11 protein-coding genes and 2 tRNA genes are annotated in these 13,269 nt (G+C 69.8%); 10 read left to right on the forward strand and 3 right to left on the reverse strand.

Features of this window, described 5'->3' with window-relative positions:
• Positions 1 to 57: 57 nt before the first annotated feature.
• From VM938_02875 to rpoD, 8 genes are read left to right on the forward strand one after another with little or no spacing between them, the layout of a single operon-like run.
• Positions 58 to 1,377: a glycine--tRNA ligase gene (locus tag VM938_02875; GenBank protein ID HVF73969.1), complete on the forward strand. Its 1,320-nt coding sequence runs from the start codon at positions 58 to 60 to the stop codon at positions 1,375 to 1,377.
• A gap of 9 nt (positions 1,378 to 1,386) precedes the next feature.
• Entirely contained in the window at positions 1,387 to 1,713 is a 327-nt protein-coding gene (locus tag VM938_02880) for an MmcQ/YjbR family DNA-binding protein (GenBank protein ID HVF73970.1), read from the forward strand.
• Between the two features lie 10 nt (positions 1,714 to 1,723).
• Entirely contained in the window at positions 1,724 to 4,369 is a 2,646-nt protein-coding gene (gene ppdK / locus VM938_02885; protein ID HVF73971.1) for a pyruvate, phosphate dikinase, read from the forward strand.
• A 30-nt stretch (positions 4,370 to 4,399) separates the two neighbouring features.
• Positions 4,400 to 5,812 carry a TldD/PmbA family protein gene (locus tag VM938_02890; protein ID HVF73972.1) on the forward strand — a complete coding sequence of 471 codons (1,413 nt, stop codon included), beginning with the start codon at positions 4,400 to 4,402 and terminating at the stop codon, positions 5,810 to 5,812.
• A complete protein-coding gene (locus VM938_02895) occupies positions 5,809 to 7,113 on the forward strand; it encodes a TldD/PmbA family protein (GenBank protein HVF73973.1) in 1,305 nt (434 codons plus the stop codon). The genes VM938_02890 and VM938_02895 overlap by 4 nt, the downstream gene beginning before the upstream one ends.
• Positions 7,113 to 9,035 (forward strand): S9 family peptidase, encoded by a 1,923-nt coding sequence (locus tag VM938_02900; protein ID HVF73974.1) that lies wholly within the window; start codon positions 7,113 to 7,115, stop codon positions 9,033 to 9,035. Before VM938_02895 ends, VM938_02900 begins: the two co-directional genes overlap by 1 nt.
• Complete coding sequence (gene dnaG / locus VM938_02905; GenBank protein ID HVF73975.1) at positions 9,035 to 10,792, forward strand: DNA primase; 1,758 nt, start codon at positions 9,035 to 9,037, stop codon at positions 10,790 to 10,792. The genes VM938_02900 and dnaG overlap by 1 nt, the downstream gene beginning before the upstream one ends.
• Positions 10,789 to 12,069 carry an RNA polymerase sigma factor RpoD gene (gene rpoD / locus VM938_02910; protein ID HVF73976.1) on the forward strand — a complete coding sequence of 427 codons (1,281 nt, stop codon included), beginning with the start codon at positions 10,789 to 10,791 and terminating at the stop codon, positions 12,067 to 12,069. Before dnaG ends, rpoD begins: the two co-directional genes overlap by 4 nt.
• Positions 12,070 to 12,138: 69 nt before the next feature.
• Here rpoD and VM938_02915 read toward each other — a convergent pair whose 3' ends face one another.
• Entirely contained in the window at positions 12,139 to 12,420 is a 282-nt protein-coding gene (locus VM938_02915) for a hypothetical protein (protein HVF73977.1), read from the reverse strand.
• Between the two features lie 70 nt (positions 12,421 to 12,490).
• Here VM938_02915 and VM938_02920 point away from each other — a divergent pair.
• Both VM938_02920 and VM938_02925 read left to right on the forward strand, forming a co-directional pair.
• A tRNA-Asn gene (locus VM938_02920) sits at positions 12,491 to 12,563 on the forward strand.
• 27 nt (positions 12,564 to 12,590) lie between these two features.
• A tRNA-Ile gene (locus VM938_02925) sits at positions 12,591 to 12,663 on the forward strand.
• A gap of 31 nt (positions 12,664 to 12,694) precedes the next feature.
• Here VM938_02925 and VM938_02930 read toward each other — a convergent pair.
• Both VM938_02930 and VM938_02935 read right to left on the reverse strand, forming a co-directional pair.
• Positions 12,695 to 13,081 carry a type II toxin-antitoxin system VapC family toxin gene (locus VM938_02930; GenBank protein ID HVF73978.1) on the reverse strand — a complete coding sequence of 129 codons (387 nt, stop codon included), beginning with the start codon at positions 13,079 to 13,081 and terminating at the stop codon, positions 12,695 to 12,697.
• A 5-nt stretch (positions 13,082 to 13,086) separates the two neighbouring features.
• A complete protein-coding gene (locus VM938_02935; protein HVF73979.1) occupies positions 13,087 to 13,257 on the reverse strand; it encodes a hypothetical protein in 171 nt (56 codons plus the stop codon).
• Between the last annotated feature and the right edge of the window lie 12 nt (positions 13,258 to 13,269).

The raw sequence follows: 13,269 nt of genomic DNA on the forward strand, positions 1-13,269 counted from the left end.
GGCGCCGGATCCACGGACCGGAACGGCTGGAGAGCCCGCCCGATAACCTCGCCGGCTATGTCGTCGCCGGACCCCACCCTCATGGAACAGGTCGTGAACCTGTGCAAGCGCCGCGGTTTCGTCTTCCCCAGCGCGGAGATCTACGGCGGGTTCCGGTCGACCTACGACTACGGCCCCCTCGGCGTGCTCATGCTGCGCAACGTCAAGGAGGCGTGGTGGCGGGCCATGGTGCAGCTGCGCGACGACGTGGTCGGCCTCGACGCCGCCATCTTGTCGAGCCCCCGCATCTGGGAGGCCAGCGGCCACCTGGAGAACTTCACCGACCCGTTGGTCGACTGCAAGAAGTGCAAGGAACGCTTCCGCGAGGACCAGCTCGACGACGTCACAACCTGCCCGAGCTGCGAGGGCACAGGCACCTTCACCGAGGCCCGGGCCTTCAACCTCATGTTCCAGACCTACGTCGGCCCCGTCGAGGACTCGGCCAACGTCGCCTACCTGCGGCCGGAGACGGCGCAGGGCATGTTCGTGAACTTCATGCAGGTGCAGCAGACGTCGCGCAAGAAGCCGCCGTTCGGCATCGCCCAGATGGGCAAGTCGTTCCGCAACGAGATCACGCCGGGCAACTTCGTCTTCCGCACCCGCGAGTTCGAGCAGATGGAGATGGAGTTCTTCGTGCCGCCCGACGAGGGCACCAAGTGGTTCGAGTACTGGTGCGAGGAACGCATGCGCTGGTACCAAGACCTCGGCATGCCCGCCGACATGCTGCGCCTACGCCACCACGACCCCGAGGAGCTGTCGCACTACTCGGCGGGCACGGCCGACGTGGAGTTCCTCTACCCCTGGGGCTGGGGCGAGCTCGAAGGCATCGCCAACCGCACCGACTTCGACCTCAAGGCCCACGGCGCGGCGAGCGGCGAGCGGCTCGAGTACTTCGACCAAGCCTCCAACGAGCGCTACGTGCCCCACGTGATCGAGCCCGCGGCGGGCGCCACCCGCACGATGATGGCCTTCCTCATCGCCGCCTACTCCGAGGACGAGGTCGGCGGCGAGGCCCGTTCGGTGCTACGGCTGCATCACCGGTTGGCGCCGTACAAGGTGGCCGTGCTCCCGCTGTCCAAGAAGGACACGCTCACGCCAGTGGCCCGCGAGGTGCTCGGCCTGGTGCAACCGCACTGGATGTGCGACTACGACGAGACCCAGTCGATCGGCCGCCGCTACCGGCGCCAGGACGAGATCGGCACGCCGTTCTGCGTGACCGTCGACTTCGAGACGTTGGAGGACCGCGCCGTCACCATCCGCGACCGCGACTCGTTGGAGCAGGTGCGGGTGCCCATCGACTCGTTGGTCGAGGAACTGCGCGGGCGCCTGACGCTGTAGCGCCCGATCGTGATCGAGCGCGCCGTGGCCACGTTGCTCGGGTTCCCCGAAGTGGTCGAGGTCGACTGGCGGGGCAATCGCACATACATGGTCGGGCGGAGAAGCTTCGCGGGCGTCGACGAGGCGGGCATCGCCTGCCGGGCCGACAAAGCCGAACGCCCCGCCCTCCTCGAACGACCGTGGTACGTGGCACCGCCGTTCGTGGCCCGGTACGGCTGGATCGGCATCCGATTCGACCGGGTCGAGGACTGGGGAGAGGTGGCCGAGTTGTTGGAGACCGCCTACCGCATCACGGCGTCCAAGCGGCTCGTACGTCGCCTGGACGCCTCTGGGTAGGCTCCGGCGCATGACGTACGTCTTCGCCTTCGACCACAAGCATCGCAAGCCGCCCATGAGTCTCAAGGACCTCCTCGGAGGCAAGGGCGCCAACCTGGCGGAGATGACGTCGGTACTCGGCCTTCCCGTCCCCTCGGGCTTCACCATCTCGACCGACGCCTGCCGCGACTACATGACCGGTGGCTGGCCCGACGGCCTCACCGACGAGGTAGGCAAGGCCGTTAAGAAACTGGAGAAGCAGATGGGCAAGCGCCTCGGCGACCCTGCCGACCCGCTGCTCGTGTCGGTGCGCTCGGGCGCCAAGTTCTCCATGCCCGGGATGATGGACACCGTCTTGAACCTCGGCCTCAACGACGAGTCGGTGGAAGGCCTGGCCAAGCAGACCGACGAGCGATTCGCCTACGACTCCTACCGCCGCTTCATCGCCATGTACGCCCGCATCGTGCTCGACCTCGAGGGCGAGGAGTTCGAGCGCCTGCTCGACACGGCCAAGGAGTGGGACGGCGCCACCGCCGACTCCGACATCACACCCGACACCCTGCGCCGCCTGTGCCTGCGCTACAAGGACGTCGTCTTCCGCCACACCGGCAAGGCCTTCCCGCAGGAGCCCGCCGACCAGTTGCGGGGCGCCATCGAGGCCGTGTTCGCCTCGTGGAACGGCCCCCGGGCCATCGCCTACCGGGTGCGGGAGAAGATCAGCCACGACCTCGGCACCGCGGTGAACGTGCAGGCCATGGTCTTCGGCAACCGCGACGACAACAGCGGCACCGGCGTGGGCTTCACCCGCGACCCGGCCACCGGTGCGGCGGGGGCCTACGGCGACTTCCTGGTCAACGCCCAGGGCGAAGACGTGGTGGCGGGCATCCGCAACACCGAGCCCCTCTCGGCCCTGCAGGACCGCTGGCCCAAGATCTACAAGGAGCTGCTCGGCATCTTCGAGCGGCTCGAGAAGCACTACCGCGACATGTGCGACACCGAGTTCATCATCGACCAGGGCAAGCTCTGGATGCTGCAGACCCGCGTCGGCAAGCGCACCGGCGTGGCCGCCCTTCGCATGGCCGTGGAGATGACAACCGGCCGGAAGTGGAAGATCACCAAGGCCGAGGCCGTGCAGCGAGTCACCGCCGAGCACCTGGAGCAGGTGCTGCACCCGCAGTTCGCCAGCAAGGACGTCACCGTCATCGCCAAGGGCCTGGGTGCCTCGCCCGGTGCGGCGGTCGGTGCGGTCTACTTCACCGCCGACGACGCCGCCGACGCGGCCGAGCGGGGCGAGAAGGTCGTGCTCGTGCGCAGCGAGACCAGCCCCGAAGACGTGCACGGCATGATCGTGGCCGAGGGCATCCTCACCGCCCGCGGCGGCCTCGTCAGCCACGCCGCCGTCGTCGCCCGCGGTTGGGGCAAGCCCGCCGTGGTCGGGGCCGAGGCCGTCAAGATCAAGGGCAAGGAGTTCACAACCGGCGGCGTCACTGTCAAGGAAGGCGACGTCATCTCCCTCGACGGCACCACCGGCGAGATCGTGCTCGGCGCCGTCGAAGTCATCAGCGGCCGCCCGCCGGAGCAGTTCGAGACGGTGCTCACATGGGCCGACGCCATCCGCAAGGGCACGATGGCCGTGCGGGCCAACGCCGACAACGGCCCCGACGCCGCCAACGCCCGCCAGTTCGGCGCCGAAGGCATCGGCCTGTGCCGCACCGAGCACATGTTCCTGGGCGAGGACCGCCTGCCCATCGTCCGGGCCATGATCCTGGCCGACTCGCCCGCCGAGGAAGAAGCGGCGCTGGAGACCCTGCGCCAGGCCCAGAAGGCCGACTTCGAAGAGATCCTCGAAGCCATGGACGGCTTGCCCGTCACCGTGCGCCTGCTCGACCCGCCGCTGCACGAGTTCCTCCCGTCGACCGAGGAGCTGGCCGTCAAGGAAGCCACCACCGGGCTGTCGGCCGAGGAGCGCAAGCTTTACGACGCCGCCCGTTCGTGGCACGAGATGAACCCCATGCTCGGCACCCGTGGCGTCCGCCTCGGTGTCATCAAGCCCGGCCTCTACGCCATGCAGGTGCGCGCCCTCATGGAGGCCGCCGCCGCTCGGGTGAAGAAGGGTGGCAAGCCGGTGGTCGAGGTCATGATCCCCTTGACCGTCACCCGTGAGGAGCTGGGCCTGGCCCGCTCGTGGGTCGAGGCTGCCATCGCCGAGGCCACCAAGGGCGTGAAGAAGCCCATCGACGTCACCATCGGCACCATGGTGGAGACGCCGCGCGCTGCCATCCGAGCCGACGAGATCGCCGAGGAGGCCGACTTCTTCAGCTTCGGCACCAACGACCTCACCCAGATGACGTTCGGCTTCAGCCGCGACGACGTCGAAGGCCGCATGATGAGCGAGTACCTGGAGCAGGGCCTGCTCAAGCGCAACCCCTTCGACACCCTCGACAAGAGCGGCGTGGGCGAACTGGTGCGCATCGCCGTCGAGCGAGGCCGGGCTACCAGGCCCGACATCAAGCTCGGCGTGTGCGGTGAGCACGGCGGCGACCCGGAGTCGATCGAGCTGTTCGCCGAGGTCGGGCTCAACTACGTGAGCTGCTCGCCGTTCCGGGTGCCCATCGCCCGGTTGGCCGCAGCGCAGGCCATCCTCGGCGCGGGCGGCGGCCCCAGCGGGACCGCCTAGGCGGCTGTGTTCGACTACGCGCAGGCGGCGGTGGAAGGAGCGCTCGCGGCGGGAGCGACCTACGCCGACGCGCGCGTCATGGTGAGCCGCACCCGCAGGCTCCTGGCCCAGGACCAAGTGGTCGAAGGGCTCCAACAGGAGGAGTCGGCGGGCGTGGGCGTGCGCGCCCTCATCGGCTCGTCGTGGGGGTTCTACGCCACCCCCGACCTCGACATCGCCGCCGCACGCCGGGCGGGCGAGACGGCCGCGGCCATCGCCCGTGCTTCGGCCAGCGTGGCCACCCGGCCACTGTCGCTGGCCGTGGGCGACGCATTGGAGGACCACTACGAGACGCCCCACGTCGAGGACCCGCTGGCCGTGTCGCTCTCCGAGCAGGCCGACCTGTTGGTGGAGGCCACCCGCCTCATGGGCGAGGTCGACGGCGTGGCCCTGTCGCGGGCGGCGATGGGCTTTTTCGACATCGACAAGTGGTTCGTGTCGAGCCAGGGCCACCGCATCTCCCAGCACATCGTGGAGTCGGGCGGCTGGATCGACGCCACCGCGGTGGGCGAGACGGAGACGCAGCGCCGCTCCTACCCGCAGTCGTTCGGCCAGTGGGAGACGGGTGGCTACGAGGTCATCCGCCGCTTCGACCTGCTCGGCCATGCGCCCCGCATCGCCGAAGAAGCCGTCGCCTTGCTGCGCGCGCCGCAGTGCCCGGCCGGGGTGTGCGACGTCATCCTGGAAAGCAGCCAGGTGGCGTTGCAGATCCACGAATCGGTGGGCCATGCCACAGAGCTCGACCGCATCCTCGGCTGGGAGGCCGCCTTCGCGGGAACGTCGTTCCTCGACCTCTCCACGCTTGGTTCGTTCCGCTACGGCTCCGAGCTCATGAACATCACCGCCGATGCCACCCTGGTCGGCGCCCTCGGCACCTTCGGCTACGACGACGAGGGCACGCCCGCCCAGGCGGTCGACATCGTGCGCGACGGCGTGTGGGTCGGCGTGCTCTCGGGGCGCACGTCGGCTGCGCTGGCGGGCCTGGCTCCGGGCGGCATGATGCGGGCCGACGGGTTCAACCGCCTGCCCATGGTCCGCATGACGAACGTCGGCCTGGAGCCGGGGGAGTCGTCGCTCGACGAGATGATCGCCGATACCGACCACGGCATCTACATGGCCACCAACCGCTCGTGGTCGATCGACGACCGGCGCCTCAACTTCCAGTTCGGTTGCGAGATTGCCTGGGAGGTCAAGGACGGGCGCTTGGGCCGCATGCTGCGCAACCCCACCTACACCGGCATCACGCCCCAGTTCTGGGGTTCGCTCGACCGCCTCGGCAACCGCGACGAATGGGTGCTGTGGGGCACGCCCAACTGCGGCAAGGGCCAGCCTCTGCAGATCGGCCACACCGGCCACCCGGCGGTGCCCGCCCGCTTCCGCAACGTGAGGGTTGGGGTGCATTGACCGAGCCCATGGAACTGTGCGACGCCGTGCTGCAACTCGTAGACGGCCGCGCCGAGGCGGCGGTGACCGCCACCGTCGGCGCCTCGTCGTTGACCCGTTTCGCCAACTCGTTCATCCACCAGAACGTGGGCGAGCAGGTGCGGCGCATCGACCTGTTGGTGGCGGTCGAAGGGCGCTTGGCCTCGGCCGCTACCACCCGCACCGACGCCCTCCGCCGCCTGGTCGACGACACCATCGCCGCCGCGCAGTTGCGTCCCGTGGATCCCGACTGGCCCGGGCTGGCACCGCCTGCGCCCGTGCCCGCCACCGCTTCCTACGACGAAGCCACCGACCACGCGGCGCCCGACGAACGCGCCGCGGTGGCGCGCGACTTCGTGTACGCGGCGCGCGACCTGAAGGCGGCGGGCTACTGCTCCACGTCGGGCACTGCCGTTGCCTTCGGCAACACCGCGGGCCAGCGGGCCGCGGCCCGGGTGACCGAGGCGATCGTCGACGGCATCCATCAAACGACGACCTCGGCGGGCAGCGCCCATCGCTCCAGCAGTCGCCTCGGCGACCTCGACGGCGACGTCATCGGTTCCCTCGCCGTCGACCGCGCCCGCAGGGCGGTCGACCCCCGCGACATCGAGCCGGGCGACTACGAGGTGGTGCTGTCGCCGGTGGCCGTGGCCGACGTCGTCGAGTTCCTGGCGTACTACGGCCTCAACGGCAAGGCGTTCGTGGAGGAGCAGTCGTTCGCCCGCATCGGCGAGCAGCAGTTCGACGAGCGCATCACCCTCGTCGACGACGTAACCGACCGGCGCGCCGTCGGCCTGTGCTTCGATGCTGAAGGCACCCCGAAGCGCCCACTGGTCCTCGTGCGCAACGGCGTCACCGAAGCGGTCGTGCACGACCGTCGCAGCGCTCGCAAGATGGAAGCGGAGAGCACGGGGCATGCCAACGGCGGCGGTGAAGGGCCCGTTGCGAGCAACGTGTTTTTGCGGCCGGGCGAAGCGTCCGCTGCCGACTTGGTGGCGGGCATGGAGCGAGGGCTCATCGTCACCGAGTTGAACTACACCCGCGTGCTCGACCCCAAGACCTTGGTGGTGACCGGCCTCACCCGCAACGGCACCTTCCTCGTCGAGCACGGCCGGGTGGTGGGAGCGGTGGCGAACATGCGCTTCACCCAGTCGTTCGTCGACGCCCTCGGCCCCGGGCAGGTGCGCGGCATCGGCAACGACGGGATCCTGGTCAACGGCGCTACCTGGGTGCCGAGCATCCACCTCGCCTCGTGGAGCTTCACGGGTGGAGCGCGCGGCTGATGGCAGGCCTGCGCCCCGCCGACGTGGGGCGACTCGTCACGGTCGGCGACCCTCGCGTGTCGCCCGACGGCGAGCAGGTCGCCTTCGCCGTGGTGCACGTCGACGTCGAGGCCAACGAGTACCGCAGCCGCATCTGGCTGGGCCCGCTCGACGGCTCGATGGCGCCTCGCCCGTTCACCTCGGGCGCGGGCCGCGACGGCCGTCCCCGGTGGGCGCCCGACGGCTGGGTGCTGGCCTTCACGTCGCACCGCGACGACGAAGGTTGCACGCTGCACGCCATCCCCCTCGGCGCGGGCGAGGTGAGCACCGTCGTCACCTGGCCCGAGGAGATCGAGGAGGTGGCGTGGTCGCCCGACGGCACCCACCTCGCCTTCCTGGCCCGCCGGCGCGACGAGCGCCAGTACGCGAGCGCCAAGGCCAAGGACCAACCGGCGCGGCGGGTCGGCCACTTGTTCGCCCGCGTCGACGGGGCGGGGTGGACGTTCGACCGCAAGCGGCGGCTGTTCGTGGTGCCCGTCGACGGCTCGGCCTCGCCGCGGCAGGTGCTCGACGGCGACTATGAGGAGACGGGCTTCGCCTGGTCGCCCGACGGCACCCGTTTCGCGTTCACCTCGGCCCGGCATCCCGACTGGGACCTCGACTGGGCTGTCGACCTGTGGGTGGTCGACGCGGCGGGCGGCGAGCCCCGGCGGCTTACCGACACCGTGCTGTCCTGTAGCGCACCATCGTGGTCGCCCGACGGCGAGCGCATCGCCTTCCTCGCTTACGACCCTCGCCTCGGTGCGGCCAACTCGCACGTCGGCGTGGCCGAGGTGGCCGGTGGCGAGGTCACCATGCTCACCGCCGAGCTCGACCGCAACTGCGCGCCGCCCTCCGGCCATCGCGAACCGGTGTGGGACGGCGACGACGTCCTGTTCCTGCTGGAAGACCGGGGCAACGCCCACCTGTACCGCAACACCGAGCCGGTCGTCGCCGGCGAACGGGTGGTCACCGGCTTCGACGCGAGGGGCGGGGCGATCGCCTACTGCGCCACCACCGCCACCGAACAGGTCGAGCTGTTCAGCGACGAGCGCCGGCTCACCACCATCGGGCGTGCCCTCACCCAGGAGGTTGCACTGTCGGAGCCGGAGCGGTTCACGGCCACGTCGGCCGACGGCACCCAGGTCGACGCGTGGGTCATGCGCCCGGTTGGTGCAGTAGCGGGGGAGCGGCACCCGACCCTCCTGAACATCCACGGTGGCCCGTTCACCCAGTACGGCAACCGGTTCTTCGACGAGTTCCAGGTGCAAGCGGGCGCCGGGTACGCGGTCGTCTACGCCAACCCGCGTGGCTCGGCCGGCTACGGCGACGCGTGGGCCCACGCCATCCGAGGGCCCAAGGCCGAGCCCTTCCCGGGGTCGGGGTGGGGCAGCGTCGACTTCGAAGACCTCATCGCCGTGATCGACGAAGCGGTGGCCCGCTTCGACTTCGTCGACCCGGGGCGTTTGGGAGTGCTCGGCGGCTCCTACGGCGGTTACATGACGACGTGGATCGTGGGCCACGACCACCGGTTCAAGGCGGCGTGCTCGGAGCGGGCGGTCAACAACCTGCTCAACAGTGAGCACGCGTCCGACATTGCCTCGTGGTTCCGACGCTGGGTCGGCCCCACCCACCTCGACGACCCCGAGGAATACCTTCGGCAGTCGCCCATCACCTACGTGCGCGACATCGACACGCCGATGCTGATCCTCCATTCCGAAGAGGACTACCGCTGCCCGATCAGCCAGGCCGAGGAGCTGTGGGTGGCGCTGCGGGCGTTGGGCAAGCCCGTCGAGTTTGTGCGCTTCCCCGGCGAGGGCCACGAGCTGTCGCGCAGCGGTTCGCCCAAGCACCGCATCGAACGGTTGGAGATCATCCTCGACTGGTTCGGCCGGCACCTCTGATGGGCATCGTCGCCGAGGACGTGGCTCGGGTGCGGGCCGCTACCGACTTCGTCCAGGTGGCGAGCGAGCACATCGCCCTGCGGCGGGTGGGGCGGCGCTACGTGGGCCTGTGCCCGTTCCACGCCGAGAAGTCGCCGTCGTTCTCCGTCAACGCCGAGGAGGGCTTGTACTACTGCTTCGGCTGCCAGGCCAAGGGCGACGTCATCACCTTCGTGCGCGAGGTCGAACACCTCGACTTCGCCGAGGCGGTGGAGCGGCTGGCGGCGCGGGCCAACATCCAACTGCGCTACGACGACGCCGCCGAAGGCAAGGACCGCCAGCGGCGGGCCCGCTTGATCGAGGCCATGGAGCGCGCCGTCGACTGGTACCACGAGCGCTTGCTGGCGTCGCCCGACGCCGCTGCGGCGCGGGGCTACCTGCGGTCGCGTGGCTACGGCGGCGAGACAGTGCGCGCCTTCCGCATCGGCTGGGCGCCCGACGAATGGCACGCCTTGTGCTCGGCGCTGAAGCTGCCCGACGACGTGCTGCAGGACACCGGCCTCGGCTTCCTCAACCGCTACAGCCGCCAGACCGATGCCTTCCGGGGGCGCATCATGTTCCCGATCTTCGATGCGTCGGGGAAGCCGGTGGCCTTCGGCGGGCGCATCCTGCCCGGGGGAGAGGGGCCCAAGTACAAGAACTCGCCGGAGACGCCGCTGTACTCCAAGAGCCGCACGCTCTACGCCTTGAACTGGGCCAAGACCGACGTGGTGGAAGCGGGCGAGGTGGTGGTGTGCGAGGGCTACACCGACGTCATCGGCTTCTTCACGGCAGGCTTGCCGCGGGCGGTGGCAACCTGCGGCACGGCGTTGGCCGACGAGCACTTCCGCATGCTCAAGAACTTCGCCCGTCGAGTGGTGCTGGCCTACGACGCCGATGCCGCCGGCCAAGCGGCGGCCGAGCGCTTCTACGAGTGGGAGCAGCGCTACGAGGTCGACATCGCGGTGGCCGACCTGCCGGCCGGGGCCGACCCGGGCGACGTGGCGCGCGAGGACCCGGCGGCGTTGAAGGCCGCGGTCGAGAACGCCCGTCCGTTCCTGTCGTTCCGCTTGGAACGGGTGCTGGCCGCGGCCGACCTGCGAACGGTCGAAGGTCGGGCCCGCACGGCGCAGGCGGCGCTGGCCGTCATCGCCGAGCACCCCAACCAGTTGGTGCGCGACCAGTACGTCATGCAGGTGGCCGACCGCACTCGCATCGAGCCGGAACGGTTACGGGAGATGGCGCGAGGCAACCGGCAGGCGGCGCGACCGGCGGTGGTGGCCGAGCAGCGAGAGACGTGGCGCGACGGCCCGGAGATCGAGGCGTTGCGGCTGGCCCTGCACCACCCCGAGACGGTGGTGGGGCGGTTGGAGGAAGTGCTGTTCCTCGACGACCTGCACGTGGCCGCGTTCCGGGCGCTGGCGTCGTCGTCGACGCTGCACGAAGCCATCGAGAGCACCGACCCGGCGGCGGCCACGTTGCTGCAACGGCTGTCGGTCGAGGAGACCGAAGCCGACCCCGACGACGTGGTCGCCCTGCTGGCCGATCGGGCCGGACGGCGGGTGCTGGCCGAGGTGGACTCGGCCTCTCGTGCCGACGAAAGCCGGTTCGCCGAGCTGGTCCCGGTGGTCAGTTGGCTGAAGCTGACACTGGAGCAGCTGCGGGAGCCGACTTCTCGCGTCGAGGCCTCCGACCGGTTGGTAGCCTGGCTGGTCGAGAGAAGCAAGGGGAAGGCATGAACGAGGTGGTCCCTACGCTCTCCACACCGGAGGGCGTTCCCGCAGAGGAGTTCGGGCGACTCCTGGCTGCGGGCCGGGAGCGCGGCTCGCTGTCCCCTGACGACCTCATGGAAGTGCTCAAGCCCGTCGAGCTGTCGCCCGAGCTCATCGATTCCGTCGTCGCCCGCGTCAAGGGCGAAGGCATCACCTACGTCGACGCTGATGCCGACGCGGTGGCCGAGCCCATCGACCCCTCCGACGTCGACCCCACGCCGCCGCCGCCCACCAAGGTGCCTGCCGCCTTGGCCAAGCGCCGGGCACGCGCTGCGGCCGAGGGCGACGCCGAGGACGGCCGGGTCAGCGGTGCCGGTGCTGACCCGGTGCGCATGTACCTCAAGGAGATCGGCAAGGTGCCGTTGTTGGCGGGCGACCAAGAGGTCCGCCTGGCGCAACGCATCGAGGCCGGGTGGCGGGCCGCCGAGCGCATCGCCACCTTGGAGGACGAGTACGGCGACGCCCCTGTGCCCCGAGAGCGGCTGCGGCCCGAGGAGCGGGTGGTGGCCGACGGGTTGGCCGCCAAGAAGGAGCTCATCAACGCCAACCTGCGGCTGGTGGTCTCGATCGCCAAGCGCTACCGCAACCGGGGCATGGCGTTCCTCGACCTGATCCAGGAGGGGAACCTCGGGCTCATGCGGGCGGTCGACAAGTTCGACTACACCAAGGGCTTCAAGTTCTCGACGTACGCGACGTGGTGGATCCGCCAGGCCATCACCCGGGCCATCGCCGACCAGGCCCGCACCATCCGCATCCCCGTGCACATGGTGGAGACGATCAACAAGGTGGGGCGGGTGCAGCGCCAGTTGCTGCAGGAGTTCGGGCGGGAGCCCTCGGTCGAGGAGCTGGCCGTGCGGGTGGAGATGCCGGTGGTGCGGGTGCGCGAGATCCTGCGCATCGCGCAGGACACGGTGTCGCTGGAGCAGCCCATGGGCGACGAGGAGGACTTCAACCTCGGCGACGTCATCGAGGACCAGTCCGCCGTCATGCCCGCCGACGCCGCCGCTCGGGCGCTGCTCAACGAGGCGGTCAAGCAGGCGCTGTCGGAGTTGTCGGAGCGTGAGCAGCAGGTGGTGCGGCTGCGCTTCGGGCTCGACGACGGGCAGGTGCGCACGCTCGAGGAGGTCGGCCGGGAGTTCGGCGTGACCCGCGAGCGGATCCGCCAGATCGAGTCGAAGGTGCTGGCCAAGCTGCGGCACCCGATCCGCTCGCAGCGCCTGCGCGACTACCTCGACGAGGAGTAACCGCTCGTCGTTCTGGTCCGGGAATCCCGCGCTCTGGCGCGGGATTCCCGGACCAGAACCGACGCGGCGCTACCAGTTGGTGGTTGTGCGCAGGTGGGCGTCGACGCCCACGTCGGGGGTCGGGTCGCCCGGCGTCCCGTCGCCGCCGACCTTGGAGTCCACCAGGTCGCGGGCACGCTCCACGCCGAGGTCGACGACCGCCTTGGCCTTGTCGGTTGCGGTGTCGAAGGCCTCGGAGCGCTTCACCTTGCGCAGCATGCGGTTCAACTGCTCGTACCGCTCACGGCCCGCCATCGAGCCGAGGTAGTAGCCGGTGCCGAAGCCGATCATCACGCCCATGCGGAATCTCATGCGCCAGTTCTACCCCGTCCGGCGGGAGGGGACACGAGCGCTGCTAACCTGCGAAGCTCGTTCGGGTCGTTCCGGGGTAGCTCAATTGGCAGAGCAACGGACTGTTAATCCGTTTGTTGAGAGTTCGAGTCTCTCCCCCGGAGCTTTCGCCCGGCACCGGCGGGCGTCCGGGGCCGGTAGCTCAGTGGTCAGAGCAGGGGACTCATAATCCTTCGGTCGCAGGTTCGATCCCTGCCCGGCCCACTCGCTGTAGACAATGCGAACCTTTGTCGTCCTACGGGGTGAGGGTCACGACGGGAAGGCCTGGCGCGTTGGCGAGTCGCAGGTCGGTCGTGACCAGCGTGGCGCCGAGGTGATCGGCAAGGGCCACGTAGACGCCGTCCGCGATCGTGAGGTTGCGCCTACGGAACCATGCGTCGGCAAGGAGCGCTCGGACCTGTACGCGGCGAACAGGAGCACGGAGGAGGCGATCGAACGCGACCCGCACTCGTGTCGCGTCGTGGGTGCCCTGTTGCTCCGCTCGGCGCAGCACGCTCGCTACTTCTACGAAGTACAGCTCCGGCACCCACGTCTGCGCATCCGCGGGGAGCTTTGCGCGAAGACGGCGGCCGACGGGCGTACGAAGGAGCATTTCGACGCCCGCAGAGGCGTCGAGCACCACCGAGGTCAACGTTCGCCGTGCTCGCGGAACTCGCGGAGGATCTCTGCCGCGCCGACGTCAACCTCGGTCGCTTCGTCGCCGTCGAGCAGCGCCAACCACTCTTCGAAGCTCAGGGTCGGCTCGTCGTCCTCGATCAACACGATGACCGGATCGTTCGGCACCGCGGCGTCCGTCATGCCGATCAGGGT

It is taken from the genome of Acidimicrobiales bacterium (genome assembly GCA_035536915.1).
GTDB lineage: Bacteria > Actinomycetota > Acidimicrobiia > Acidimicrobiales > JAHWLA01 > JAHWLA01.